The sequence below is a fragment of the Martelella sp. NC20 genome, assembly GCF_013459645.1.
In the GTDB taxonomy this organism is placed as follows: Bacteria; Pseudomonadota; Alphaproteobacteria; order Rhizobiales; family Rhizobiaceae; genus Martelella.
The window spans coordinates 1,384,869-1,409,864 of the sequence record NZ_CP054861.1; the positions used below are offsets into that span (position 1 = coordinate 1,384,869).

The window sequence follows — 24,996 nt, forward strand, 5'->3', positions numbered from 1 at the left end:
AGTAAAATCGCGCCGCCGGCCTCCTCTTAACACACTCATATGGTATTACGGTATTATCGTCAATCAGCCCGATGACGCAAAACACTCTTGTCATGATCATATTCCTATAATACCGTAATACGAACATATTAAGGTAACAGGCAGCCCCCAGCGCCGTATCATCAAGGATCGCATGACATGAACAAGCAAAGCCCGGGCCCGCTACCGACGACTCATGACGCTCTGATGCCGGACCGCAGGCTCTATATCGGCGGCGCCTGGGTGGAGGGGCCGTCGGACTTCCAGGTGATCAACCCGGCAAACGGCCGGCCAGTCGCCGTCGTGTCGCATGCAAGCTCTGCCGAAGCGCTCCGCGCGCTTGACGCCGCGGCCGCGGCCCAACCCGGCTGGGCAAAGGTGTCGCCGCGCGCGCGCGCCAATCTGATGCACAAGGCCTACCGGCTGATGATCGAGCGCGAAGAAGCGTTCACCAAGATCATGACGCTGGAAAGCGGCAAGCCGCTGACGGAATCGCGGGCGGAATTCCTGCTTTCGGCCGATTTCCTGCTGTGGTTCGCGGAGCAGAGCGCCCATCTGCATGGCTCCTATTCCGACAGTTCCAATGGCGATTTCAGGGTGGTGGTCAAGCACCAGCCGATCGGTCCCTGCCTGCTGATCACGCCCTGGAACTTCCCGCTGCTGATGATCGTGCGCAAGGCGGGCGCCGCGCTCGCCGCCGGCTGCGCCACGATCACCAAGACCGCGCAGGAAACCCCGCTGACGGGCGCTCTGTTTGCCGAGGTGCTCCACGATGCGGGCTTTCCGCCGGGCGTCGTCAATCTGCTGCACACGACGAAATCCTCCGGCGTCTCCGAGCCGCTGCTGACGGACAGGCGGCTGCGCAAGGTCTCGTTCACCGGTTCCACAGGGGTGGGAAGCCTGCTGATGGAGCAGGGCGCGCGCAATATCCTCAACTGTTCGATGGAGCTTGGCGGCGACGGGCCGTTCATCGTGCTCGATGATGCCGATATCGATCTCGCCGTCGAGCAGGCGATCATCTGCAAGTTCCGCAATGCCGGTCAGGCCTGCGTTGCCGCCAACCGGATCATCGTCGACAGAAGGGTGGAGGCCGAATTCACCGAGAAATTCGTCGCCAAGGTCAAGGCGCTGAAGGTTGGCGACGGCATGGAGGCGGTCGATGTCGGGCCGATGATCTCGGCAAAACAGCGCGACCGGCTGAGCGAGACCCTGAAGCAGCTCACCGATGCCGGCGGGCAATTGATGGCCGGCGGCAAGGCGATTGCGGGCGAGGGCTATTTCTTCGAGCCGACGGTGGTGCGCTTCGAAGGTCGCAACGAGGTGATGTGCTCGAACGAGCTGTTCGCGCCGATTGCCGCCATCTTTTCGGTCGATGGTCCGGAAACGGCGCTCTCCTTTGCCAATGAAAGCGATTTCGGCCTGGCGTCCTATGTGTTTACAAGGGATCTGTCGCGGGCGCTGACCTTCGGCGAGCGGCTGGAATTCGGCATGGTCGGCATCAATCGCGGCATCATGGCCGATCCGAAGGCGCCGTTCGGCGGCACCAAGGCTTCGGGGATAGGACGCGAGGCCGGGCAGGAGGGGATCTATGAATTCATGGAGGCAAAATACATGGCAGTCACGGTCAACGAGGCGCTGAGCTGATGTCGATGGAGAATACGCTGGGGCTCGGTCTCGTGCGCCAGCCGAAAACGGTGCTTTTCGGACCCGGCCAGCGCCGCCAGCTCGGCCGCTATGCGCGCGGCTTCGGTACGCGCGCGCTGGTGGTGACCGACGAGCGGATGGCGACGACCCCGGAATTCGCCGCACTTGCCGACGATCTGCGCGAATGCGGCGTTTCGGTCACGGTCTATGATCGGGCCGAGCCGGACCTGCCGCGCCAGAACGTCATGGATGTCGCGGCAATGGCCGGCGCTGTCGATGTGATCATCGGCGTCGGCGGCGGTTCCTGCATGGACCTCGCCAAGGCCGCCTCGGCCGTGCTCGCCCATGGCGGTGACGTTCGCGACTATTTCGGCGAGTTCGCGGTGCCGGGGCCCTGCATTCCGGTGGTCACCATCCCGACGACCGGGGGAACCGGCGCCGAGGTCACAAGCCTTGCGATCGTGTTCGACGAGGATACCGGCATGAAGATGGCGGTGGCCGACGCCCGTATCGCGCCGGCGATCGCGATCATCGACCCCGAACTGACGCTGACCTGCCCGCCCGGCCTGACGGCGGCGACGGCCGCCGATGCGCTGTCGCATCTCGTCGAGGCCTATACCGCCAGGCCGAAGAACCCCAGCCCCGAGCAGATCGAAACCCAGATCTATGTCGGCAAGAACCGCATCACCGACATGTTCTGCGAAAAGGGGCTGCGGCTGATGAACCGCGCGCTTGAGCGCGTCGTCGAAAACCCGTCGGATCTTGATGCGCGGGCGGATGTGATGTTGGCAGCCTATTGCGCCGGCATGGCGATCAACACCACCGGCACGGCTGCCGCCCACGCGATCCAGAGCCCGATGGCGGCGATCGGTCATACGCCGCACGGTTTCGGGGTCGGCGCGCTGCTGCCTTATGTGATGCGGCTGAACCTCTCCTATGCCCCTGCGGAATTCGCCGAAATCGCGCATTGCCTCGATGTCGCCGACAGCGCCGCCACGCAGAAGGAGAACGGCCAGGCCGCGATCGCGAGGATCGAGGCGCTGCTGGAAAAGACCGGCACGCCGCTGGAGCTTGCGTCGCTGGGGATCGAGGAGCGCCATTTCGACCAGATCGCCCGCTCTGCGGTGAAGGCGACACGGCTGGTGCTCAACAACCCCGCGCCGCTGACCGAGGACGCGGTCCGCAAGGTGCTCGCCCACGGCGTTGCCGGCGACCGGAGCTGGTGGGAATAGCGGCGTGCGGCGGCTGCTCTCGTGAAACGGTGATGGGGCCGACGCGACGGTGTGTTAACAAGCCCGGCAGGCAGTTACGGCGTTGCCCCTGAACTGATCCGGGGTCCAGGGCGATTTCACGAGCTATCAAAAACGGTACCTGTCGCAATGGCATTGCCGTGCGGCCCTGGATGCCGGCTCAAGGCCGGCATGACGGAGGGAGGGGTTGGGCTTTGTCGGCGACCCGGCCCTTGGCCCGCCTATTCTTCGGCCAGTATCGCCTTGTTGCGCTTCATGTATTCGGCGATCGCAAGTTCGCCGGCAAGCGCGATGTGATGTTCGCAGGCCGCCGCCGCCGCATCGCCGTCGCGGGTAATCGCGGCGGCGTTGATGATGGTTTCCAGCTCCGCGATCGAGGGCTCGATCCGGGTTTCGTCGACGAAGGCGAAGCGGCGGAACATTGCGATGCGGGCATGCATGCTTCTGAGGCTTTCGGTCAGCACGGCGTTGTCGCTGCCTTCGGTGAGCAGGGTGTAGAACTCCGCCTTGATATGCTCGCGGCTTTCGACATTGCCCTTGCGGTATTCCTTGTCCAGCCGCGCGCCGAGCTTCTTCAGCTTGGCGCACTGGCTGTCGCTGGCGTTTTCGGCAAACAGCCTGCCGGCAAGGCCTTCGAGCGCGGCGCGCACCACATAGATCGAACGGATTTCCTTTTCGGTGAGCACGGTGACGATCGGGCCGAGATTGGGCACGACGCTGATCAGATGCTCGGATTCAAGCTGGCGCAGCGCCTCGCGGATCACGGTGCGCGAAACCCCATAGGTCTCGCAAAGCGCGCTTTCGATCAGGCGCTGGCCGGGCACGAGCCCGCCTTCGAGAATATCCTCGCGAACCAGACGCACCACCTGCTGGCGAAGCGGGGCCGCCGTGCGGGCGATGACTGTCGAACCTGTCATGCTGTTCTCCGATATCCGTTCCGTGCCGACCTTGGCCTGATTGCCGTGGCCCGATTGCAGGCGAGGAACGTCCCTCACCAGACAAATGATCTGCGTCGCCGGAGCCGGGCTTTTAATCCGGTTTACCAAGATTTGCCCGTGGATGCGAGCCAGGGCGTTCCGGCTTTTGTCATTATTCACTGATATGATATGACAGTAATACCGTCAATCGCCACCCTGCTTTAGTCGACCCTGGAACGCTGGACGGCCCGGTCGCGAAGTTCCCGCGAAGGTACGGTGCGATCCGTCAGAAGCCCCTGTACATTATTACTGTAATACGGTACGACAGGAAAAGAGAACCCTGCCGGCTGCGGTATCCGCCGCCGGAAAGGGTGCGAGGCATTTACGGGAGGAAACAATGGTCGCCAAGCGTCAGAAATCGCAGAATGCCGGATGGCACAGGTTCAACGTCGGCGCGCTGGAATGCACCATCCTCTGGGACGGCTATATCCATCACGGTTATGAAGGCATATTTCCCAATGCCGATCCGGAAGAGATGGCGCGGTTGCAACGCGAATACCTTCTGCCCGCGGACCACATTCCGATGGATCTGAACCCGGTCGTCGTCAATACCGGCGATAAGCTGATCCTGATCGATGCCGGCATGGGCCAGACATCGACGATGTTCGGCGATCAGATGGGCTGCTTGCTTGCGAACATGAGGGCCGCCGGTCTCGATCCGGCCGAGATCGATATCGTGCTGTTGACCCATCTCCATCCCGACCACTCCTTCGGCCTGATCCTGCCCGACGGCGCGCCCGCCTTTCCCAGCGCCACGCTCTACGCGCCCGGAACCGACTGGAACGAATGGACCGACGAGGCCAATCTCGACCGCAATGATTTCCGCAACGCCTGGACCGCCGGTACGCTCACGGCGGTCGCGCCCTATCGCGACCGGCTTCGGCTTTTCGATATCGGCGATGCCATCCTGCCCGGCGTGACGACCCATTCGGCTGCCGGTCACAGTTCCGGCCAGTGCGCCTATCTGTTCGAGAGCGAGGGCGAGAAGGTGATCTTCACCGGCGATCTCGCCCATCATCAGGTCTATGACCCCTACCACCCCGAATGGTTCTTCCACATGGATTACGACAGCGACCCGCAGATGGGAGCGGATGCCAAGGCGGCGATCTTCAGGAAGGTCGTCGACGAGAATATCCGCTACCACGGCTATCATTTTCCCTATCCGGGGCTCGGGCGGATGGTGCGGGTGGCGGACGGCAACTACCGGTTCCACGCCGAACCGATCAATCCCCGCCTTTTGCCTGCGCTGAAGTGAGGCCGAGCCATGAATGACGCAATCTGCGCGATCGTCACCGGCGGCGGTCGCAATATCGGTCAGGCGATCTCGCTGAGGCTGCAACAGGACGGATTTCGTGTCTTTGTGCTCGATGTGGTCGAGCCGGAGGCGGAATCGCTGCGGGCGGATGCCGCGCTGGTCGACCTTCTCGACGTCGAGGCCGCCAAGGCGGCGGTGGGCGACATCGTCGCCAGTCACAAGGTCACGCGCCTCGTCAACAATGTCGGGCTGGTCGCACCCGCCCCTCTCGAAGAGGTGAGGCTGGACGATTTCGAGCGACTGATGAACCTCAACCTCAGAACCGCGATCATCTGCGCGCAGATCGTGGTTCCGGGCATGAAGCAACATGGCGGCGGCCGGATCGTGTTCAATACCAGCCGCGTCACCAGGGGCAAGCTCGACCGCACGCTTTACAGCGCCACCAAGGGCGCTGCCCAGTCGATGGCGCGCACCTGGGCGCTGGAGCTTGGCAGCGCCGGCATCACCGTCAATTGCGTTGCCCCCGGTCCGATCGCGACCACCGCCTTCTGGCAGAACAACCCGCCCGATGCGCCGAAGACGAAGGCTATCACCGACGCCATTCCGGTCGCCCGCATGGGCACGCCGGAGGATGTCGCCAACGCCGTCAGCTTCTTCTGCGACGACCGTTCGGGTTTCGTCACCGGTCAGACCCTGTTCGTCTGCGGCGGGTTGACGGTCGGATAGGCCTCGGCGCCGCTTCCCTCTCCGCCGTCACCCCGGACTTGATCCGGGGTCCAGCAAGGGCCAGGTCCTTGCGCGCACAGACCGTTCTGGAACTTCATCACGCGCGGCCCTGGATGCCGGCTCGAGGCCGGCATGACGGAGGTTGGGGAGGGGCTTTGTCGGCAGCCCGAGGGCGTTTTCGGTTTTTGCCAGCATCTATCTGTCCACTCGACGCAGTGTCTCGAGCGCAATGACCGCGAAATTTTTCCGACCCGATTGACTTATTGCTACGTATCAATAAGCTATTGTTACGTAGCAATAGGAGTTTCGGGTGCCGAGGAGGATTACCCAGAAGGAAGTCGCCGAGAGGGCGGGCGTCGCGCAGGCGACGGTCTCGCTCGTGCTCAATGGCGGCCGCGACAAGGTTGCAGCCGAGACCGCCGAGCGCATCGAGGCGGCGATCGCCCAGCTCGGCTATCAGCCCAATCGTTTTGCCCAGGCGCTGCGCACCCAGCGGACCCATGTCATCGCCTGCATGGTGCCGGACCTCACCAATCCGTTCTATCCCTCGCTGGTGGTGGCGGTGCAGAAAGTTGCCCGCGCGGCCGGCTACGAGGTCATCACGATCGACACCGAGGGCCGCGAGGCCAATGAACGCCAAGTGGTCCAGGCCGCCCTGCACGGTCGTTTCGACGGCATAGTCGGCGTGTTCTTCAATCTCGGCGCCCGGGAACTCGCCCCGCTTGGCAAGGTTGGCGTGCCGATCGTGCGCATCGAGGTCAGCCGCAAGGCCGGCGGGCCGCTTCCGATCGACGATCTGTTCATCGACAACGAGGCGGCGGCGCGCGCGCTCACCCGGCACATGCTCGCCCTCGGTCATCGCCGCATCACCATGATCGCCGCCCCGGGCGGTCCGCAGCGCGTCCGCCTGCAGGGCTATCTCGATGCGATGGCGGCGGCGGGAGCCGAGCCCAATGTGCTCGAGGCCGAGCATTTCACCGTCGAGGGCGGGCGTCACGCCGCCGATGCGCTCGTGGAAAGCGGGCGGCCCGTCACCGCCATCATCGCCGCCAACGACATGATGGCGATTGGCGTGATGCAGAGCCTGATCGCGTACGGCCTCGCCATCCCCGACGACATATCGGTCGCCGGCTTCGACGATATTCTGGCCTCGGCGCTGGTGACGCCATCGCTCACGACAATCGCACAATTTCAGGACAGGCTGGGTGCCGCCGCGGCCGAAAAGCTGCTCGCCCGGCTGGCGAACGGGGCCGACGAGCCGGGCCGGGCCGAGGAAATGCCCTACGAGATCATCATCAGGAATTCCGTGGCCAGACCGCCCGGACCCTTGAGCCAAGCGCTTTCGAAATAACCAGGGAGGAAATGCAATGAACATGTTGAGATTGCTGACCACAGCCGCCATCGTCATCGGCACGGCCCAGCTTGCCACAGCCCAGGAAAAGGTGAGCTGGTGGTATGAACAGGCGACGCCGGATCAGCAGAAGCTGATTACCGACAATATCGTCGAGCCGTTCAACAAGGCCCATCCGGATTATGATCTGGTGGTCGACTATCGCGGCAACGAGCTCGACAAGCAGCTTCGCGTCGCCATGCTTTCGGGCAATGGCCCGGACGTGGTCTATACGCCCGGCCCGAGCTACGTCGCGCCGATGGCCCAGTCCGGCCAGTTGATGGCGCTTGATGATTACGCCGCCGAATATGGCTGGAACGACCGCGTGCTCAAAGCCTTCATCGAGATGGGCCGCTACAATGACAAGCTCTATGCGCTGCCCAAGACCTATGAGACGCTCGGCCTGTTCTACAACAAGACGCTGTTTGAGGAGAAGGGCTGGCAGGCGCCGACCAGTCTCGATGAAATGGAAGCGCTTGCCGACAAGATGCTGGCCGAGGGCATCACCCCGTTTGCCGCCGGCAACGCCGACTGGCGCGGCGCGAACGAATGGTTCGTGACGCTGGCGCTGAACGCGATCGCCGGGCCGGACAACATGAACAAGGCGCTGCGCGGCGAGATCCCGTGGACCGCCGAACCCTTCGTCGAAGCAATCGACCGGCTCAATTCCTGGTGGGAAAATGGCTATTTCGGCCAGAACTACTTCTCGCTCCAAAGCTCCGAACAGGCAGCCGACATGATGGCGTCGGGCCGCGCCGGCATGATGCCGACCGGCACGTGGCAGTTCCAGAACGTCGCGACCTACACCAGGAAGGATAATTCCGAGGCCGGTTTCGTCGGCTTCCCGAGTGCTGACGGCGCGCCGGTGTTCCCGCTCGGCATCGGCTCGACCTTCTCGATTGCCGAAAAAGCCAAGGACCCGGATGGCGCGGCCGCCGTCATCGATTTCGTGTTCTCGCCGGAAGTCTATGGCGCGATGAATTCGGCCTGGCAGGGCGAGTGGAACATTCCGCTGAAGGATATCTCGAATGTCACGATGGCGAGCGACGTGTCGCCGCTGTTCACCGAGACGATGAAGACGCTCGCGCGCTCGGTGAATGACGGCAATTACGGCTACACCACCTGGACCTTCCTGCCGCCGGCGACCGACAGCTACCTGATCAACGGCATCGAGGAGGTCTGGCTCGACAAGATCGACAGCGAGGCTTTCCTGACCAAGCTGAACGATACCTTCGAGAAGGAATTCAAGGCCGGCAAGGCGCCGGCCGTGCCGGCTCGATAAACCCCAGGACCTACCGGTGCGCCGTCTCGATGGCGCACCGCCCAATGCGCAAGGCGCAGCCGGAAGGAAGCAAGGTCTTCGCTCTGGAAAGGTATTCTCATGCACCGCCTCTATGTCCTGCCGACATTGCTGATCAATGTCGTCATCATCGCCATACCGGCGCTTCTGACCGTGTTTCTGGCCTTCTTCGAGTGGGATGGCATCACCATGCCCATCTTCGTCGGCCTCGGCAATTTCAAGGCGCTCTTTGATGACAGCGTGTTCTGGACCGCGCTCACCAACAACATCATCTGGACGCTGATCTTCCTGACCGTGCCGATCGCCATGGGCCTGCTGGCCGCGACCATGATGCTGGTGGCGCGCCGGGGATCGACCTATTTCCAGGTGATCTATTTCCTGCCGGTCATCATTGCGACCGTCATTACCGGGCGCATCTGGCAGGGCATGATCTATTCGCCGATCACCGGCATTACCGGCCTGTTGCAGCGCATGGGCATCGATATCGCCAATCCGCTCGCCCAGACCTCGACGGCGCTTTACGGCATCGCCACGGTCGACCTCTGGCATTGGTGGGGTTTTCTGTGCGTGATCTTCTTCGCCGCGCTTAGGCAGGTGCCCGCCGAACAGGTTGAGGCGGCAAGGGTGGAAGGCGCGACCTTCACCCAGATCATCCGCTACGTGCTTCTGCCCGGCATCCGGCCGACGATCACGCTGATGATGATCATGACCGTCATCTGGTCGTTCCTGGTGTTCGATTTCGTCTACATCCTCACCCAGGGCGGCCCGGCGTTTTCGTCGGAAGTGCTGTCGACCTTCGCCTACCGGTCGGCGTTCTACGATCTGGCGGTCGGCAAGGCGGCGGCGATTTCCGTGGTCATCAGCCTGTTCGGCCTCGCCGCCACCATCTTCTACATCCGCTCGCAGGCGCAGGAGTTCGAATAATGAACACATCAGAAAGCCGCCTGACCCGCATCATCGCCTACATCACGCTCGGCGTTCTGCTCGCCATCACCCTGTTTCCGATCGCGCTTCTGGTGTTGAACTCGCTGAAGGGGTCGGCCGAGATCGTGCAGAACCCGCTGGCGCTGCCGTCGCGATTGCGCTGGGACAATTTCACCCGCGCCTGGTCGGACGCCAATTTCAGCCGCACGCTGCTGAACTCCGCGCTTCTGACCGGGATGACGATCGTGCTGGTGTGCACCACCGGCTCGCTGACGGCCTATGTGCTGGCGCGGCGCAAGATCAAGACCTGGAAAATCCTGACCTTCTATCTGCTCGCCAGCACCACCGCGCCGATCCAGTTGTTCCTGTTTCCGCTCTATTTCGGCTTTGCCCGGCTCGGGCTGATCAACAATCCGGTGGCGGTCGCCTTCATCTATACCGCGGTCTATTCGCCGTTCGCGATCATGCTGCTTCGGACCTATTTCCTGGCGGTGCCGAAGGAGCTGGAAGAGGCTGCGCTGATCGACGGGGCGACCCACTGGCAGGTGTTTTCCCGCGTCTTCCTGCCGATCGTCTCTCCCGGCATCCTGACGGTGGCGCTGATCATCGGGCTCTATTCGTGGAACGAATTCCTGATCGCGACCACCTTCCTGCAAGGCCAGGAGCGGCTGACCGCCGTGGTCTCGTTCTTCCTGCTGTCCGGCCAGTACTCGTCCGACTGGGGCGTGGTCATGGCGGCGGCCCTCATCATCATTCTGCCTATCGTAATTCTCTTCGTCCTGCTGCAGCGCCGCTTCATCGAAGGCATGGCCGGCGGCTCGGTGAAGGGCTGACAAGGAGCACTCAATGTCCATTCCCGCAGATTATCAGGACCGCGTCTATGCCGGCGTGCTCGGCAAGCTGATCGGCGTCTATCTCGGCCGGCCTTTCGAGAACTGGCGCTATCGCGATATTCTCGAAAAACTGGGTCCGATCACCTATTACGTCCACGACCGGCTGGGCGATCCGCTGATCGTCACCGATGACGATATCGGCGGCACCTTCACCTTTCCGCGCGCGCTCGACGATTATGGCATATCGCCCGACCTGTCGTCGGAGGATATCGGCAGGGCCTGGCTCAACTACATCATCGAGGAACGTTCGATCCTGTGGTGGGGCGGGGCCGGCAACTCCACCGAGCATACCGCCTGGCTGAACCTGACGCGCGGCATTCCCGCGCCCGCCTCCGGCTCGATCGCCACCAATGGCGCAACGGTCGCCGAACAGATCGGCGCGCAGATCTTCATTGATGGCTGGGCGCTGGTTTCCCCCGGCAACCCGGCGCAGGCGGCAAAGCTTGCGCGCGCCGCCGGTTCGGTCAGCCATGACGGCGAATCCGTCAACGCTGCGGTGCTGTGGGCGGCGATGGAGGCGGAAGCCTTCGTGAGCAAGGATGTCGATCATCTTCTCGATACCGGTCTCTCCTTCATTCCGAAGGACAGCCTGATCGCCGGGCTGATCGCCGATATTCGCCAATGGACCTCGGGCAATGAGGACTGGGAGGCAACGCGGCAGAAGATCGAGGACAATTACGGCTACGACAAATATCCCGGCAATTGCCATGTCGTGCCCAACCACGCGCTGATGATCATGGCGCTGCTGCATGCGCCGCATGATTTCCAGCGCGGGCAGATGATCGTCAACACCTCCGGCTGGGATACCGATTGCAATGCCGGCAATCTCGGCTGCCTGCACGGCATCATGCTCGGGCTCGACGGGCTGGAGGCGGGTCCCGACTGGCGCGGCCCGGTCGCCGACCGGCTCTACATGTCGACGGCGGATGGCGGCCGCTCGGTGTCCGATGCGGTCGAAATCGCGCTCTGGCTCGCCAATCTCGGCCGCAAGCTTACCGGGGAGGCGGCGCTGCCAGCGCCGAAGGATGGCGCGCAGTTCCATTTCTCGCTGCCGGGCTCTGTCCAGGGCTTCCTGCCGCAGGGCGGAGAGACGGCGCTTGCCGGCATGAGCGTGACGGGCACGGGGTCGGCCCTGGCGCTCGATTATCATGCGCTGGCCCCCGGCCGCGAGGCGGCCGCGACGACGGCGGTGTTCTCCCCGCCCGATGCCACCCGGATGCGCACCTATGATCTGGTTGCAAGCCCGCGCATCCACGCCGGCCAGACGCTCCGCGCTTTGGTCCGGGCCGAAGACGGAAATCATGGCGCGGTCGAGGTCAAGCTGCGCCTGCGCCACTATGACGGCTCGGACACGCTCGTCGATTGCGACATGCCGCATGCCACGCCGCTTTCGCCGGGCAAGACCGCCACGCTCGAATGGGTGGTGCCGGAAACGGGCTTTCAGCCGATCGCCGAGGTCGGCGTCGTGCTTTCCACATCGGAAGGCCGCAGCAATGGCCGCGTGCTTCTCGAAAAATTATGGTGGGACGGCTGCCCGGATGTGACCTTCAAGCGTCCGGCAGGCGCCGGCGATTTCTGGCGGCGGGCATGGGTCAGCAATGTCCATTTCTTCTCCAAGCATTTCCAGCAGGATATCCGCATCAGCCAGAATCGCGGCGACGGCCTGATCCTGCAGGGCGGGCGGAGCTGGACGGATTATGCGATCGAGGCCGACCTGATGCTGCATCTCGGCGCCTATGGCGGGCTGGTGCTGCGGGCCGAGGGCCAGCGCCGCTACTATCTCGCCCGCGTCACCCTCGATGGCGCGCTGCAGATCGTCCGCCGCAAGGATGAGAGCGAGGATATCCTGGCATCCGCGCCCTTCGAAACCGCGCTCGAACGCGCCTTCACGATGACGGCGAGCGTCAGCGGTGATCGCATTATTGCCGAGATCGGCGATTGCCGGGTGGAGGCAGCCGACGATGCCTTTCCGGGCGGCGCCGCCGGCATGCTGGTTCACGAGGGCGCGCTGTCATCCACCCGCATTCGGGTCCGCCCGGTTTAGGAGGTCGTCATGGCAAGTGTTTCCCTCACCAAGGTCGCCAAGCGCTATGGCAGCGTCGAGGTCATCCACGGCGTCGATGCCGAGATCGAAGATGGCGAATTCGTGGTGCTCGTCGGTCCCTCCGGCTGTGGCAAGTCGACATTGCTGCGCATGATCGCGGGGCTTGAAGAGATCACCGGCGGCGAGATCGCGATCGGCGGCAAGGTGGTCAACGCGCTGCCGCCGAAAGCCCGCGACATCTCCATGGTGTTCCAGAACTACGCGCTCTACCCGCATATGACGGTGGAGGAGAACATGGCGTTTTCGATGACGCTCGCCGGCGCGCCGAAGGAGGAAAAGAAGCGCAAGGTCCGCGAGGCCGCCGAAATCCTCGGCCTGACCCCGCTGCTCGAGCGCAAGCCGCGCGCGCTTTCCGGCGGCCAGCGTCAGCGTGTTGCCATGGGCCGCTCGATCGTGCGCGATCCGCAGGTGTTCCTGTTCGACGAGCCGCTGTCCAACCTCGACGCCAAGCTCCGGGTGCAGATGCGCGGCGAGATCAAGACCCTCCACCGCCGCCTGAAGACCACCATGGTCTATGTCACCCACGACCAGATCGAGGCGATGACCATGGCCGACCGGATCGTCGTCATGCAGGGCGGGCGGATCGAGCAGGTCGGCACCCCGCTTGAACTCTACGACCGCCCCGCCAATGCCTTCGTCGCCCAGTTCATCGGCTCGCCGGCCATGAACCTGTTTCCGGCGGCTGCAGCGGGTGGAGAGCTTGTGTTGTCCGGCGGCGCGGGGTCGGGCATCGCAACGCCCGCCGGGCTTGCCGAGGGCCATGAAGTGCTGATCGGCAAGCGCCCGGAAGAAATCCGGCTGGCATCCGAAGGCCCGTTGCAGGCGAGCGTCGAGAATATCGAGCCGACCGGCTCGGAGACCTTCATCGAGCTCCGCTTTGGCGATCAGCCGCTGTCGGTCGTGCTCCGGGACCGTCCGGGCTTTACGATCGGCGACAAACAGGCGCTGCAACTGAACCACGGCGCATCGCACATCTTCGACCGGAAAACCGGCGGGCGGGTTGACTGAAGCCCGCCTGCCGGCCTCGCCCATGGACCTGTTTACGCGGCTGACCAAAAGCTGAACGGATTGGCTTGATTGAAGTCAAGGCATGGTTCATCCCTCCTCCGTATTGGTGAGCCATGCCAGCAGCCACGAACAAATCCGAATTGCTTGCGGTTTTCGACAAGGACCTTGCGAAGCTGAGAAAGACGCTCACAGAGGTCGATGAGGAGACGTCGGCCTTGTCTGCGCCTGATGACGCCGCCACGATCAAGGGCATCATCGCGCACCGAACCCACTGGATGGGCAAGTTCCATCATTGGTACGAAGATGGTGTTGCGGGCCGGGAGGTGTTCGTGCCCGCCAAGGGCTACAAGTGGAACCAGCTCAAGGCCTATAACGCCCCACTTTATGCAAAGGGCGGCGACACGTCCTGGGCCGAGCTGCTTTCAAAGTTCGATGCCGCCTGCGACAAATTGCGGTCGTTTATCGTCTCCCGGGAAGATCACGAACTCTATACCAACGGCGTCTACGCCTGGACGGGGAAGTGGACGCTTGGCCGGTATGCCGAGGCAGCCGGGTCTTCGCATTTCCGATCCGCCAACAGCTATATCCGCAAGGCGTTGAAGCCCCCGCGATAGGCTTCGCGTTTCGGGGGGGCATCAGCCTGAGTCGGAACGAACTAGGCCGGCTCGAACAAGTCGGCGATTTCCATTTCCGGCACCAGCACCAGACCCTTGTCGGTGATCCGGATTTCGGGGATCACGGAGAGCGGGATCAGGTTGAAGCCCATATAGGGGATCGAGCAGCCGGCCTCTTCCCATGCGAGCTTCAGCACGCGCAGGTCGTCGGCCACGTCATGAACGCGCTTGTCGGAAAGAAGCCCGGCGATCGGCAGTTCCACCATGGCGCGGACCTTGCCGTCGGCGACAACGCAGACCCCGCCCTGAACATCCTCGATCGCCCGCATCGCGACCTGCATGTCGGCCTCATTGGTGCCGGCGACGATGATGTTGTGGCTGTCATGGCCGACCGAGGAGGCGACCGCCCCGCGCTTCAGCGAGAAATTCGACAGCAGGCCGTGGGCGACATTGCCGTCGGACTTGCCATGCCGCTCGACCACGGCAACGAAGCAGAGATTGTGGCGGTCGAAATGCGACTGCCAGTCATTGGCCGGTTCAAGCTCGATGATCTCGTGAACCGCGGTGATGCCCGGCAGTTCGGTGCGGATGCAGTGGGCCTTGACGCGCTCCACGGGCAGTTCCGGGATGAGCTTCACCTGTTTCGGCAGCTTGACGGTGTGATAGGCGGCATCGGGATAGCGCCAGCGATCCGACAGCGCCGCGTCGAGTACCGCCGTCACCTTGCGATCCTCGACCACCAGTTCGCCGCCATACCAGGTGTTGATCGGCTGCAGCGTATCGTCGAGCAGCACCAGATCGGCCCGCCTGCCGCCGCCAAGTCCGCCGATCTCCTCGCCAAGGCCGAAGCGGGTCGCGCCGTGGAGCGAGCCCATCGCCCAGGCCTGTTCCGGCTTCATCCCGGCTTTCACCGCCTGACGCGTCACCCAGTCCAGTCCGAACATCAAAAGATCGTCGGCATCGCGATCGTCGGTGCACACCGCCACGCGCTTGTGGGAGGCGCCGAGCTCGGTGATCGCCTTGATCGCTTCGGGCAGCGAATGCCACGGCGTGGACGGCGGCCCGCCGCGCAGGAAAATCCAGACGCCCGCCTCCAGCAGGTCGTTGGCGATCTCGCGGTCGATCGCCTCATGGGTGTCGGTCACGCCGGCGGCGGCATAGGCGGCCACGAATTCGCGGCCATAGACATGGCCGGAGACCGGGCGGCCGCGTTTCAGCGCTTCGGCGATGATCGCATGCGAGCGCTCGTCGCTCGTGGCAACGGGCACGAAATCCATCTTCTCGCCGAGCGCCACGGCTTCCGGCCATTTGTCGAAGATCGCGGCGATCTTGTCCGGGGTCAGGTCGCCGCCGGCGGTTTCCATCGCGGCAGAGGTCGCCGGCACGGTGGAGGGCACGGTGAGGTAGATCGACAGCGGCGCCTGACGGGCATCCTCCAGCATCGCCTCGACGCCCGCGACATCCATGACATTGCCGATCTCGTGGCTGTCGCAGAATATCGTGGTGGTGCCGTTCAGGAGTGCCGCCTCGGCATAGGCGCAGGCGGTCACCATGCTCGATTCGATATGCAGATGCGGATCGACGAGACCGGGGGCAATGATGCCGCCGTTGACGTCATAGCTTGCGGCCGAACGACCCTGATAGCTGCCCGCCGGCTTGACCGCTGCGATCCGTCCGCCCGCAAGCCAGATTTCACGACCGTCGAGTATCCGCTCGCTATAGGTTGACAGCACCCGCGCGCCGGCGATCACCAGATCGGGATCGGCCCGCCCGGAGGCGACGTCTGCGAGATGACGGGTCATTTCGGACAGAGGTGAAACGGAAAAGCGGGTGAGTCTGCTCATGCTTGGCTCTTGTGCTGTTGGAGGCACTGGAAGGCTATCGGCAGGTTGTCCTGCGGTCCAGTCCTTTATCGCGCCGGCTCAGATGGCGCGGGCCTTGGCGATGGCTTCTTCCAGCAGCGGGCGGTCGAGGACGCCCGGATAGATCATCCGTCCGATCACGAATGACGGGGTTCCGTTGAACTGGAACGCTTCGGCCTGATGGTAGTTGCGATCGAGAAGCGCGCCGATCTGCTCCTCGTTTTTCGAGACGCTGGCGGCGATCGCGTCGAAATCGAGCCCCGCGCCGGTGAGGATTTCCTCGACCTTTTCATGGCTCAGCCGGGTGTTGGCGCGCATCAGCGCGTCGAGCGCGGTCTCGTAGTCGCCGAGGAAGGCCGCGCCCTGCACCGCCTGGGCGGCGTAGACGGAGACCGGCCCGAAGATCGGCCAGTCCTTCATCACCAGTTTGACATTGCCATCCCTGGCCACGACGTCGCGGATCATCGGATAGTCGCGCTTGCAATAGGTGCACTGGAAATCGAAGAACTCGACCACCGTGACATCGCCGTCGGGATTGCCGAGCACGGGCGCTGCCGGATCGGCGAACACCTCTTCCGGCGAAGGCTCATGGGCAGCGGCGGGAAACCGGGGAAAGGCCGCAAGGCCGCCAGCAGCCAGCATTCCCGTCAAAATCGTACGTCTGTCGATCATTTTCGTCTCCCGCGTCATCGCCCCGGCAGTAGATCGCCCGAAACATGGCAAGGCAAGCGGCGGCATGCAAAAACAGCGCCGTCGCCGCTCACATTCGCGCGAGCGCGAGGGAAGAGCCGCGCGAACGTGAGGGAGGGGGATCGCGCGGCTCGATAAAAATATCTGATTGCCGCATGCGAAATTGAAATTGGACAGACTTTGCCAAATTCCGGTTTCCTGTCTCGAAAACCACCGGGAGCCTGTTCGTGAGCGACAAGAAACTTTACCTGAAATTCGTCGATGCCGATGTCCAGGGCATAATTTCTCTTTATTGGGAAAACGCGCCGGAGACCTGCAAGGCCATCTGGGGCGCGCTCGAAAAGCCGATCCAGTGGCCGGCGACCCATGCGATTTTCTCCGGGCCCGAAATCATGATGGGCCTGCCGGAGGAAGCCCGCAATTTCGACCCGACCAAATTGCCGGCGGAAAACCAGACCATCCTGCCGGAGCCGGGCGAGCTGCTGTGGTTCTACCAGCCGAAGAACTTCTTCAAGATCGATCCCGAGGAGTTCTGGGAGATCGGCATGTTCTACGGCGTCGGCGGGCGGACATTCGGCCCGACCGGGTGGATATCCTGCACCTATTTCGGCAAGGTGACGGAAAATCTCGATGCGTTGGCGGCCCAGTGCAGGCTGATCCGCACCGAGGGCGCGAAGAAAGTGGAGATCGGCCGGCTGGCCTGATCATCCGATAACCAACAGGAAGGGAATAGCATGAAACTTGTTACAGCAATGCTCGCCGGCGTTTCCGTGCTGACCGCCGTACCGGCCTTCGCCGCGGAAATCACCATCAATTCCTTCGGCGGCGCTTATGAGGAGGCGCACCGCAAATGCGTGATCGATCCGTTCACGGCCGAGACCGGCGCCGAGGTCAGGATCGTCACCGCCTATTCGGCTGACGCCTTCGCCCAGCTGCGCGCCCAGAAGGACGCGCCGCAATATGACGTGATCCATTTCTCCGGCGGCCAGGAAATCGTGGGCGCCAAGGAAGGCCTGCTGGCGCCGATCGATGCCGAAAAGCTCACCAACGCCGCCGACCTCTACCCCTTCGCCGGCGCCAACATGGCCAAGGGTGAAGGCCCGGCCTATCAGATCGCCGCCATCGGCCTGCTCTATAACAGCGACGAGCTTTCCGAGGAGCCCGCCATGTGGGCCGACCTGATGAAGCCGGAGATGGCGGAAGGCCTGGTGCTGACCGACATTTCCAACACCTACGGCCTGTTCGGCTTCCTGATGCTGAACCGGATTGCCGGCGGCGACCTCGACAACATCCAGCCGGGCCTCGACGTGGTCAAGACCATGCTCGAGAACGGCGCCTTCGTGGTTTCGAAATCGCCGGAAATCCAGCAGGCCTTTGCCCAGGGCGGCACCTTCGTCGCCCCTTATGCCTCCGACTATGCCTATACGCTCAGAAAGGCCGGCCTTCCGGTCAAGTTCCAGCAGGGCGGGGAAGGCACGCCGGCAAGCTACATCACCGCCAATCTGGTGGCCGGCCGCGACAATCAGGATCTGGCGCTGAAGTTCATCGATATCGAGCTTTCGCCGGAGGCCCAGGCCTGCTTTGCCGAGGCGCTGCGTTATACGCCCACCAATTCCAGAACCGAACTGCCGGAAGAGGTTGCCGCCGACGTCGCTTACGGCGAGGAAGGCGTGAAGAGCCTGATGCGTTTCGACCCCGAAGTGATCGAGGCCAACCGCGCCGACTGGGTCGTCGAATGGAACAAGGCAATCGCGCAATAAGGCGGTGCGCCCGCCCCGCATCCCGGCTCTGCCGGGATGCGGGGTGAATCAACAGCGTCGGAGCCGCATTGGCCCTGCGTCTTGCTCCCAATACTCTCTCCCGCTTGCGGGAGAGATGCCCCGAAAGGGGCAGTGAGGGTGAAACGGCATATCCATTCTTGAAGGCGTCCGAGGTGAAAGCCTCCCCCCTCACTGTCGCTGTCGCGACATCTCTCCCCTCCGGGGCGAGAAGATTGGCGGGCTATGCGGTTGGGTGCGTTATAATAGACGCTTGCGTGGTACACAGCATCAACAAGAGGAAACCCAGCGGATGAACTCCGACCGTGCAGAAAACGCGCTTCTGGTTTCGCCCGGTCTGCTGCTTCTGGCGCTGGCGTTTTTCCTGCCGATCGCGCGCATGCTGATGCTGTCGGTGATGGGGCCGGAGGGTTTCACGCTTTCCCATTTTGCCGAATTCGTCCGCGAGCCCTATTACCTCAATGTGCTGTGGCGCACGATCCGGCTGTCCTTCATCATCACGCTGATCTCGGCGCTGGTCGGCTTTCCGCTGGCCTATATCATGGCCCGCGCCGGGCCCAGCCTCCGGCTGTGGCTGATCATCGTCATCCTGCTGCCGCTGATGACCAGCGTCGTGATCCGCACTTTCGGCTGGATGGTGATCTTCGAGCGTGGCGGCATCATCTCGTCGACGCTTTACGATCTCGGACTGGTGAAGCGCAATTTCACGCTGATGCGCACCGAGACCGCGATCGTGATCGGCATGGTGCAGGTGCTGCTGCCATTCATGACGCTGTCCATTCTCGGCGTGGTCACCCGCATCGACCAGCGCCTGGAGGAGGCCGCGCGCACCATGGGCTGTTCCTTCCTGCAGGCGTTTCGCCATGTGGTGCTGCCGCTTGCGATGCCGGGGATCGCGGCCGGTTCGCTTCTGGCGTTCACGCTGTCGGCAAGCTCGTTCGTGACGCCGAGCCTGCTGGGCGGTCCGCGGCTGCAGGTGCTGGCGGCCTCGATCTATTCGTCGGTGACGCAGACGCTCGACTGGCATTTCGCCGCCGCCCAGGCGGTGATCCTGTTCCTCGGCATCGCGCTCACCCTCATCCCCTATTTCAGGTTGACGAGGGGCCATCATGGTTAAGGCCGTTCCGCTCTGGCTCAAGATCGCGACCTTCGTGTTCATCGCGCTGATCGTGGTGGTCATGCTGGCGCCGCTTGTGGTGGTGATCGGCACCTCGTTTTCGGCCAACCAGTTCATCTCGTTTCCGCCAAAGGACTTCTCGCTCGAATGGTATCGGAAGGTGCTGTCGTCGAGCGCTTATCTTTCCGCCGGGGCATTGAGCCTTGGCATCGCGCTTCTGGTGACGTTCTCCTCCGTCACTATCGGCGGGGCGGCGGCGATCGCGATCCACCGCCGGCAATTGCCGAAATCGGAACTCATCGGCGCCGTGTTCCTGTCGCCGCTGATCCTGCCGACGATCATCTACGCCATCGGCCTGCTGATGTTCTGGAGCGCGACCTTCGGCAGCGTCTCGTTCGTCACGCTGTGGATCGGCCATACCGCGATCACGCTGCCCTATGTGGTGCGCACCACACTCGCCGTGCTGTCGGAATCCGACCCGTTCATCGAGGAGGCGGCGCGCACCATGGGGGCGGGCCGCATCCAGCGGCTGTTGTTCGTGGTGCTGCCGCAATGCCGGCCGGGGCTTGCCGCCGGCGCGTTCTTCGCCTTCAACATCTCCTTCGACGAGGCGGTGCTGTCGCTGTTCCTGCGCACCCCGGACCTGACGACGCTGCCGGTCCAGATCTACGGCCAGCTCGAATTCAGCCCCGACCCGTCCGTTGCCGCGGTCTCCACCATCATGATCGCGCTCACTGTCATTCTCATCCTCGTTATCGACCGCGTGCTCGGTATCGGCAAATTCGCCAGCGGTTAGGAATATAATCATGTCGGATATTCATCTCGATCGGATCAAGAAGTCCTACGGCAAGGTGGAAGTCCTCCACGGCATCGATCTCGCGCTGTCATCGGGCGAATTCGTGAGCCTGCTGGGCGCATCCGGCTGCGGCAAGACCACGCTGTTGCGCACCGTCGCCGGCCTTGAGGCCGTCACCGCCGGCCATGTCGTCATCGACGGTCAGGATGTGACGCAGTTGCCGCCGGAAAGACGCGATATCGCGATGATGTTCCAGTCTTACGCGCTGCTGCCACATCTCAGCGTCTACGAGAATATCCGCTTTCCGCTCAGGATGCGCCGCATCGGCGATCGCGAGGAGCAGGACGCCCGGGTCAAGGCCGCGCTCGAAACGGTGCAGCTTTCCCATCTTGCCGATCGCTACCCCCGACAGCTCTCCGGTGGCCAGCAGCAGCGCGTGGCCCTTGCCCGCGCGATCGTGTCCAACCCGAAAGTGCTGCTGCTCGACGAGCCGCTGTCCAATCTCGACGCGCGGCTGCGCGAGGACATGCAGGTGGAACTGATCGAAATCCACCGCCGTCTCGGTCTCACCACCCTGTTCGTGACCCACGACCAGGAGGAGGCGCTGAGCCTGTCCGACCGGGTGGTGCTTTTGAACGCCGGCAAGGTCGAGCAGGAGGGCGCGCCGGCGGAAATCTATGCCCGCCCGGCAACCGAATTCGTCTCCGGCTTCATCGGCTCGGCCAATGTGCTGAAGGCGAATTCGGAAGGGGGCGGCAGCGCGGTGCTGGAGGACGGCCAGTGTCTTGCCGTTTCGCCGGACGTGGCGGCGGGGCCGGTTTCCGTGGTGCTGCGACAGGAGGATCTGACCGTCTCCGTAACCGGCGAAGGTTTGAAGGCGAAGGTCAGGACCCGGGTCTATCTCGGGGCCCGCAACCGCTATGTGCTGACCCTTGCCGGCGAAACCATCCGGTTGCTGACCGACAACGAAACCGTGTTCGAGCCCGGCGACGAGGTCGCGCTTTCAATCGAACCCGGCCGCGTTCGCGTACTCGCGCGGCAGGCTTGAGTCTGATTGTGCGGCGGTGTGGAGGCTGATAGCGTATGGCGATGCGCATCATCGACATGGCCACGTTCGTGGCGCTTGCCCGCAACCGGCATTTCGGCCGCACCGCACGGGAGCTGAACACCACCCAGCCGGCGATTTCCTCGCGCCTTGCGATCCTCGAGCGCGATTATGCCTGCCGGCTTGTCGAGCGCGGCGACCGCGAGTTCCGGCTGACGCCGGCGGGCGAGGAAGCGCTGCAGGTGTTCCAGGAGGTGCTGGAAAAGCTCAACACGCTGAAATCCGACCTGAAGGAGGGCGGCAGCGATGCCGCCTATACCGTGCGCATCGGCGCGATCGATTCCGTGGTCGCCACCTGGATGCCGGATTTCATCGAGGCGCTGAGCCAGGCGATGCCGAACCTCAGGGTCGAGCTTACGATCGAGGGGACGCGCGACCTCATCGCCGGCCTTTCCCATGGCGAGTTCGACCTGATCTTCGGCATCGAGCCCGCGATCGGCGACAATTTCCGGTCCTTCATCATCTGCTATTATGAAATGGTCTGGGCCGCCGCCCCCGCCGTGATCGACAAGGCGACCACCTACAGTGTCGACGAACTGTCGAAAATGCCGATCATCACCTTTCCCAAGGGCACGCCGCCCTACGCCTATGTCGCGCCCTATTTTCAGGACGAACGGGTGCTCGCCTCCAAGCTGACGAGTTCGAACTCGCTGTTTGCGATGATCAACCTCTTGATCGGCGGTTTCGGCCTCGCGGCGATCCCCTCGGTCGCGATCGCCCGTGAACTGGAGAACGGCCTGCTCAGCCGGGTGAGCGTGACCAAACCCTTCCCGCCAATGCCGATCGTCGCCACCTACCAGACCGCCGTCGGCCAGAACATCCTGCGCGGCGTCGCCGACCACGCCCGCAGGAGTGCGGCCGACTTCTGCCGGAAAGTGTCGTCGGAAAGCGCCTGGGTGCCGCCTTCCGGGTGAGGCGGCGGAAACAGCCCGGCCTTTGCAGAAAACAATCTCCCCCCTTGAGACGGGGCTTTCGCTTATCGCTTCACCGCATAGCCCCCAAGTCTTCTCGCCCCGGCGGGGAGAGATGTCGCGAAAGCGACAGTGAGGGGCGAGTCTATCCACACGGAAGCCCTCACGGGTCAGAAATGCTGCTTCACCCTCACTGCCCCTTTCGGGGCATCTCTCCCGCAAGCGGGAGAGAGTATTGGGAGCAAGTCTCAGGGCCATATGCAACTTGCCTGCCCTCAAGGGGGAGATTGTGAGGAAGCTGTCGGTGCTTTGGAGGCGGCAGCCTATCCCCGTAACGCCTTCGCCGCCTCCACCATATGTACCAGCGCCGGCTTCACCTCGTCCCAGCCGCGCGTCTTCAGGCCGCAATCGGGATTGACCCAGAGCTTGCGGTCGGCAAGGCGCTTTCGGGCGAGCGTCAAGAGTTCCGTCATTTCCGCCCGGTCGGGGACGCGCGGGGAGTGGATATCGTAGACGCCGGGGCCGATCTCGTTTGGATAGTCGAAGCCGGTGAAGGCGTCGAGCAGTTCCATTTTCGAGCGCGACGTCTCGATCGAGATCACGTCGGCATCCATCGCCGCGATCGCCTCGATGATGTCGTTGAACTCCGAGTAGCACATATGGGTGTGGATCTGGGTTTCGTCCGAAACCCCCGAGGCCGTCAGCCGGAAGGCGTCGACCGCCCAGCCGAGATAGTCCTTCCAGCCGGATTTCCGCAGCGGCAAGCCTTCCCGGAGCGCTGCCTCGTCGATCTGGATGATGGCGGCCCCCGCCTTTTCGAGATCGGCCACCTCGTCGCGGATCGCAAGCGCGATCTGGGCGCAGGTTTCGGAACGGGGAATATCGTCGCGCACGAACGACCAGTTGAGGATGGTCACCGGCCCGGTGAGCATGCCCTTGACCGGCCTTTCCGTCTTCGATTGCGCGAATTGCCACCATGCGACCGTCATCGGCTGCGGCCGGGCGACATCGCCGAAAATGATCGGCGGGCGGACATAGCGCGAGCCGTAGCTCTGCACCCAGCCATGTTTGGTGAAGGCGAAACCGGAAAGCTGCTCGCCGAAATACTGCACCATGTCATTGCGCTCGAATTCGCCGTGGACCAGCACGTCGAGGCCGATTTCCTCCTGGAAGGCGATCGCGGTCGCGGTCTCGTCCTCCAGGAAGCCGCGATAGGCATCGGCATCAAGCGCGCCCTTGTTGAAGGCGGCGCGCGCCTTGCGGACGGCGGCCGTCTGCGGGAAGGAGCCGATGGTGGTGGTCGGAAAGGCCGGCAGTTTCAGCCGGTCATGCTGAAGCGCGATACGCTCGGCAAACGGAGATTTCCGGCTCCTGTCGGCCTCGGTGACGGCGGCAAGCCGGGCTGAAACAACGTCGTTGTGGACCCGCGCCGATGCCGCGCGCGAGGCGATGGCGGCGTCAGCTGCGGAGATTGCCTCGGCCACGGCCGCCTTGCCGCGCGAAAGTCCCCCGGCGAGCGCTGCAAGCTCGTCGAGCTTCTGATTGGCGAAGGAAAGCCAGGTTTTCAGCGCCGGCTCGAGTTCGGTTTCAAGCTCGACGTCGATCGGCACGTGCAGCAGCGAGCAGGACGGCGCGATCTGGATGTTGGCCGCTCCGCGTCTGGCGACGATCGGGGCAAGTCGGTCGATGATCGCGGAGAGATCCGCGCGCCAGATATTGCGGCCGTCGATGATGCCGAGCGACAGTACGAGACCGGAAGGGGCCTCGTCGAGCAGGCTGTCCAGCGTCCCGCGCACAAGATCGACATGCACGCCGGCTACCGGCAGCGAAAGCAGGGTCGTGAGATTGTCGCCCGGCGCGCCGAAATAGCTCGCCAGCATGATTTTCGGGGCATCGCCGGCAAGAACCGCATAGGCGTGGACGAAGGCGGCGCGCTCCTCGTCGGTAAGGTCCAGCACCAGCGCCGGCTCATCGATCTGCACCCATTCCGCGCCGGCCTGTTTCAATCGCGAAAGCAGGTCGGCATAGACCGGCAGCAGCCTGTCAAGCAGCGAGAGCGGCGTGAAGTCGGATCCGCGCGCCTTGGCGAGCTTGAGGAAGGTGACGGGGCCGAGGATGACCGGCCGGGTCTCGATGCCGAGGGCTTTGGCCTCGAGGTAGTGGTCGAGCGGCTTGGTTCCGGTCAGTGCAAAAGTCTGGTCCTCGGTCAGTTCCGGCACGAGATAATGGTAATTGGTGTCGAACCACTTGGTCATTTCCAGCGCGCGGGTTTCGCCGTGGCTGTGGCCGCAAACCTCGCCGCCCCGCGCCAGCGCGAAATAGCTCTCAAGGCTCACCGCGCCGCCGGTCCAGCCATAACCCTCGGGGATGGCGCCAACCATGACGGCGGTGTCGAGCACGTGGTCATAGAGCGAGAAATCGTTCGAGGGGATGATGGCGATCCCCTTTTCCTGCTGCGTCAGCCAGTTGCGGCGGCGCAGATGCTCGGCGGTGTCGAGCAGGGCAGCGGCCCCGGATTTGCCGGCCCAGAAGGATTCCAGCGCGAATTTCAGTTCGCGCCGCGCGCCGATGCGTGGAAAGCCGAGGCTCGCCGCGGCCAGTTTGTCGTTTGACATTTCATACCCCATTCAGATC

Annotated in this window: 21 protein-coding genes; 17 read left to right on the forward strand and 4 right to left on the reverse strand. The window is 63.4% G+C overall.

The features are described from left to right. Positions 1–177 precede the first annotated feature (177 nt). Together HQ843_RS06685 and HQ843_RS06690 are read left to right on the forward strand one after the other, a co-directional pair. Positions 178–1,662, forward strand: a complete 1,485-nt coding sequence (locus HQ843_RS06685) for an NAD-dependent succinate-semialdehyde dehydrogenase (protein ID WP_180899249.1) — start codon at positions 178–180, stop codon at positions 1,660–1,662. After that, the gene (locus HQ843_RS06690) at positions 1,662–2,894 is read left to right on the forward strand and encodes an iron-containing alcohol dehydrogenase (protein ID WP_180899248.1); all 1,233 of its coding nucleotides are present in this window, start codon (positions 1,662–1,664) and stop codon (positions 2,892–2,894) included. Before HQ843_RS06685 ends, HQ843_RS06690 begins: the two co-directional genes overlap by 1 nt. 239 nt (positions 2,895–3,133) lie before the next feature. Here the strand turns inward: HQ843_RS06690 and HQ843_RS06695 are convergent, their stop codons facing one another. Continuing rightward, positions 3,134–3,829, reverse strand: coding sequence for a GntR family transcriptional regulator (locus HQ843_RS06695; RefSeq protein ID WP_180899247.1), 696 nt, complete (start codon positions 3,827–3,829; stop codon positions 3,134–3,136). A 397-nt stretch (positions 3,830–4,226) separates the two neighbouring features. Between HQ843_RS06695 and HQ843_RS06700 the strand changes: the two genes are divergently transcribed. The 9 genes from HQ843_RS06700 (at position 4,227) to HQ843_RS06740 (ending at position 14,103) form a co-directional block, all read left to right on the forward strand. Then, entirely contained in the window at positions 4,227–5,144 is a 918-nt protein-coding gene (locus tag HQ843_RS06700; protein WP_180899246.1) for an MBL fold metallo-hydrolase, read from the forward strand. 9 nt (positions 5,145–5,153) lie between these two features. Continuing rightward, positions 5,154–5,870, forward strand: a complete 717-nt coding sequence (locus HQ843_RS06705) for an SDR family NAD(P)-dependent oxidoreductase (RefSeq protein WP_180899245.1) — start codon at positions 5,154–5,156, stop codon at positions 5,868–5,870. A gap of 310 nt (positions 5,871–6,180) precedes the next feature. After that, the gene (locus HQ843_RS06710; protein ID WP_180899244.1) at positions 6,181–7,221 is read left to right on the forward strand and encodes a LacI family DNA-binding transcriptional regulator; all 1,041 of its coding nucleotides are present in this window, start codon (positions 6,181–6,183) and stop codon (positions 7,219–7,221) included. Between the two features lie 16 nt (positions 7,222–7,237). Continuing rightward, a complete protein-coding gene (locus HQ843_RS06715) occupies positions 7,238–8,542 on the forward strand; it encodes an ABC transporter substrate-binding protein (protein WP_180899243.1) in 1,305 nt (434 codons plus the stop codon). Positions 8,543–8,641: 99 nt separating this feature from the next. Next, positions 8,642–9,484: a carbohydrate ABC transporter permease gene (locus HQ843_RS06720; RefSeq protein ID WP_180899242.1), complete on the forward strand. Its 843-nt coding sequence runs from the start codon at positions 8,642–8,644 to the stop codon at positions 9,482–9,484. Then, positions 9,484–10,317, forward strand: a complete 834-nt coding sequence (locus HQ843_RS06725) for a carbohydrate ABC transporter permease (RefSeq protein ID WP_180899241.1) — start codon at positions 9,484–9,486, stop codon at positions 10,315–10,317. The genes HQ843_RS06720 and HQ843_RS06725 overlap by 1 nt, the downstream gene beginning before the upstream one ends. 13 nt (positions 10,318–10,330) lie before the next feature. Beyond that, the gene (locus HQ843_RS06730; protein WP_180899240.1) at positions 10,331–12,421 is read left to right on the forward strand and encodes an ADP-ribosylglycohydrolase family protein; all 2,091 of its coding nucleotides are present in this window, start codon (positions 10,331–10,333) and stop codon (positions 12,419–12,421) included. A gap of 9 nt (positions 12,422–12,430) precedes the next feature. Beyond that, the gene (locus HQ843_RS06735; RefSeq protein ID WP_180899239.1) at positions 12,431–13,489 is read left to right on the forward strand and encodes an ABC transporter ATP-binding protein; all 1,059 of its coding nucleotides are present in this window, start codon (positions 12,431–12,433) and stop codon (positions 13,487–13,489) included. A 113-nt stretch (positions 13,490–13,602) separates the two neighbouring features. Beyond that, positions 13,603–14,103 (forward strand): ClbS/DfsB family four-helix bundle protein, encoded by a 501-nt coding sequence (locus HQ843_RS06740; RefSeq protein ID WP_180899238.1) that lies wholly within the window; start codon positions 13,603–13,605, stop codon positions 14,101–14,103. 41 nt (positions 14,104–14,144) lie between these two features. Here the strand turns inward: HQ843_RS06740 and HQ843_RS06745 are convergent, their stop codons facing one another. Both HQ843_RS06745 and HQ843_RS06750 read right to left on the reverse strand, forming a co-directional pair. Further along, entirely contained in the window at positions 14,145–15,947 is a 1,803-nt protein-coding gene (locus tag HQ843_RS06745; RefSeq protein ID WP_180899237.1) for an adenine deaminase, read from the reverse strand. Between the two features lie 78 nt (positions 15,948–16,025). After that, entirely contained in the window at positions 16,026–16,637 is a 612-nt protein-coding gene (locus HQ843_RS06750) for a DsbA family protein (protein WP_180899236.1), read from the reverse strand. A 245-nt stretch (positions 16,638–16,882) separates the two neighbouring features. Here HQ843_RS06750 and HQ843_RS06755 point away from each other — a divergent pair, with 245 nt between their 5' ends. The 6 genes from HQ843_RS06755 to HQ843_RS06780 all read left to right on the forward strand — a co-directional run bounded on the left by HQ843_RS06755 (position 16,883) and on the right by HQ843_RS06780 (position 22,365). Then, positions 16,883–17,359: a DUF3830 family protein gene (locus tag HQ843_RS06755; protein WP_180899235.1), complete on the forward strand. Its 477-nt coding sequence runs from the start codon at positions 16,883–16,885 to the stop codon at positions 17,357–17,359. Between the two features lie 30 nt (positions 17,360–17,389). Beyond that, on the forward strand, positions 17,390–18,415 hold the full coding sequence (locus HQ843_RS06760) for an ABC transporter substrate-binding protein (RefSeq protein WP_180899234.1): 1,026 nt from the start codon (positions 17,390–17,392) through the stop codon (positions 18,413–18,415). A gap of 310 nt (positions 18,416–18,725) precedes the next feature. Beyond that, entirely contained in the window at positions 18,726–19,550 is an 825-nt protein-coding gene (locus tag HQ843_RS06765; protein ID WP_180899233.1) for an ABC transporter permease, read from the forward strand. Then, positions 19,543–20,346: an ABC transporter permease gene (locus tag HQ843_RS06770; protein ID WP_180899232.1), complete on the forward strand. Its 804-nt coding sequence runs from the start codon at positions 19,543–19,545 to the stop codon at positions 20,344–20,346. The genes HQ843_RS06765 and HQ843_RS06770 overlap by 8 nt, the downstream gene beginning before the upstream one ends. A gap of 10 nt (positions 20,347–20,356) precedes the next feature. Continuing rightward, positions 20,357–21,394, forward strand: a complete 1,038-nt coding sequence (locus tag HQ843_RS06775; protein ID WP_180899231.1) for an ABC transporter ATP-binding protein — start codon at positions 20,357–20,359, stop codon at positions 21,392–21,394. A gap of 35 nt (positions 21,395–21,429) precedes the next feature. Continuing rightward, positions 21,430–22,365 carry a LysR family transcriptional regulator gene (locus HQ843_RS06780; protein WP_180899230.1) on the forward strand — a complete coding sequence of 312 codons (936 nt, stop codon included), beginning with the start codon at positions 21,430–21,432 and terminating at the stop codon, positions 22,363–22,365. Between the two features lie 320 nt (positions 22,366–22,685). Here the strand turns inward: HQ843_RS06780 and metE are convergent, their stop codons facing one another. Further along, positions 22,686–24,977 (reverse strand): 5-methyltetrahydropteroyltriglutamate--homocysteine S-methyltransferase, encoded by a 2,292-nt coding sequence (gene metE, locus HQ843_RS06785; protein ID WP_180903432.1) that lies wholly within the window; start codon positions 24,975–24,977, stop codon positions 22,686–22,688. Between the last annotated feature and the right edge of the window lie 19 nt (positions 24,978–24,996).

Bases quoted from the DNA above. Each gene is read 5' to 3' on its own strand.
- HQ843_RS06740 (WP_180899238.1), top strand. From the start codon at position 13,603: ATGCCAGCAGCCACGAACAAATCCGAATTGCTTGCGGTTTTCGACAAG.
- HQ843_RS06715 (WP_180899243.1), top strand. From the start codon at position 7,238: ATGAACATGTTGAGATTGCTGACCACAGCCGCCATCGTCATCGGCACG.
- HQ843_RS06730 (WP_180899240.1), top strand. From the start codon at position 10,331: ATGTCCATTCCCGCAGATTATCAGGACCGCGTCTATGCCGGCGTGCTC.
- HQ843_RS06750 (WP_180899236.1), bottom strand. From the start codon at position 16,637: ATGATCGACAGACGTACGATTTTGACGGGAATGCTGGCTGCTGGCGGC.
- HQ843_RS06705 (WP_180899245.1), top strand. From the start codon at position 5,154: ATGAATGACGCAATCTGCGCGATCGTCACCGGCGGCGGTCGCAATATC.
- HQ843_RS06760 (WP_180899234.1), top strand. From the start codon at position 17,390: ATGAAACTTGTTACAGCAATGCTCGCCGGCGTTTCCGTGCTGACCGCC.
- HQ843_RS06770 (WP_180899232.1), top strand. From the start codon at position 19,543: ATGGTTAAGGCCGTTCCGCTCTGGCTCAAGATCGCGACCTTCGTGTTC.
- HQ843_RS06685 (WP_180899249.1), top strand. From the start codon at position 178: ATGAACAAGCAAAGCCCGGGCCCGCTACCGACGACTCATGACGCTCTG.
- HQ843_RS06695 (WP_180899247.1), bottom strand. From the start codon at position 3,829: ATGACAGGTTCGACAGTCATCGCCCGCACGGCGGCCCCGCTTCGCCAG.
- HQ843_RS06690 (WP_180899248.1), top strand. From the start codon at position 1,662: ATGTCGATGGAGAATACGCTGGGGCTCGGTCTCGTGCGCCAGCCGAAA.
- HQ843_RS06700 (WP_180899246.1), top strand. From the start codon at position 4,227: ATGGTCGCCAAGCGTCAGAAATCGCAGAATGCCGGATGGCACAGGTTC.
- HQ843_RS06765 (WP_180899233.1), top strand. From the start codon at position 18,726: ATGAACTCCGACCGTGCAGAAAACGCGCTTCTGGTTTCGCCCGGTCTG.
- HQ843_RS06725 (WP_180899241.1), top strand. From the start codon at position 9,484: ATGAACACATCAGAAAGCCGCCTGACCCGCATCATCGCCTACATCACG.
- metE (WP_180903432.1), bottom strand. From the start codon at position 24,977: ATGTCAAACGACAAACTGGCCGCGGCGAGCCTCGGCTTTCCACGCATC.
- HQ843_RS06780 (WP_180899230.1), top strand. From the start codon at position 21,430: ATGGCGATGCGCATCATCGACATGGCCACGTTCGTGGCGCTTGCCCGC.
- HQ843_RS06775 (WP_180899231.1), top strand. From the start codon at position 20,357: ATGTCGGATATTCATCTCGATCGGATCAAGAAGTCCTACGGCAAGGTG.
- HQ843_RS06720 (WP_180899242.1), top strand. From the start codon at position 8,642: ATGCACCGCCTCTATGTCCTGCCGACATTGCTGATCAATGTCGTCATC.
- HQ843_RS06745 (WP_180899237.1), bottom strand. From the start codon at position 15,947: ATGAGCAGACTCACCCGCTTTTCCGTTTCACCTCTGTCCGAAATGACC.
- HQ843_RS06735 (WP_180899239.1), top strand. From the start codon at position 12,431: ATGGCAAGTGTTTCCCTCACCAAGGTCGCCAAGCGCTATGGCAGCGTC.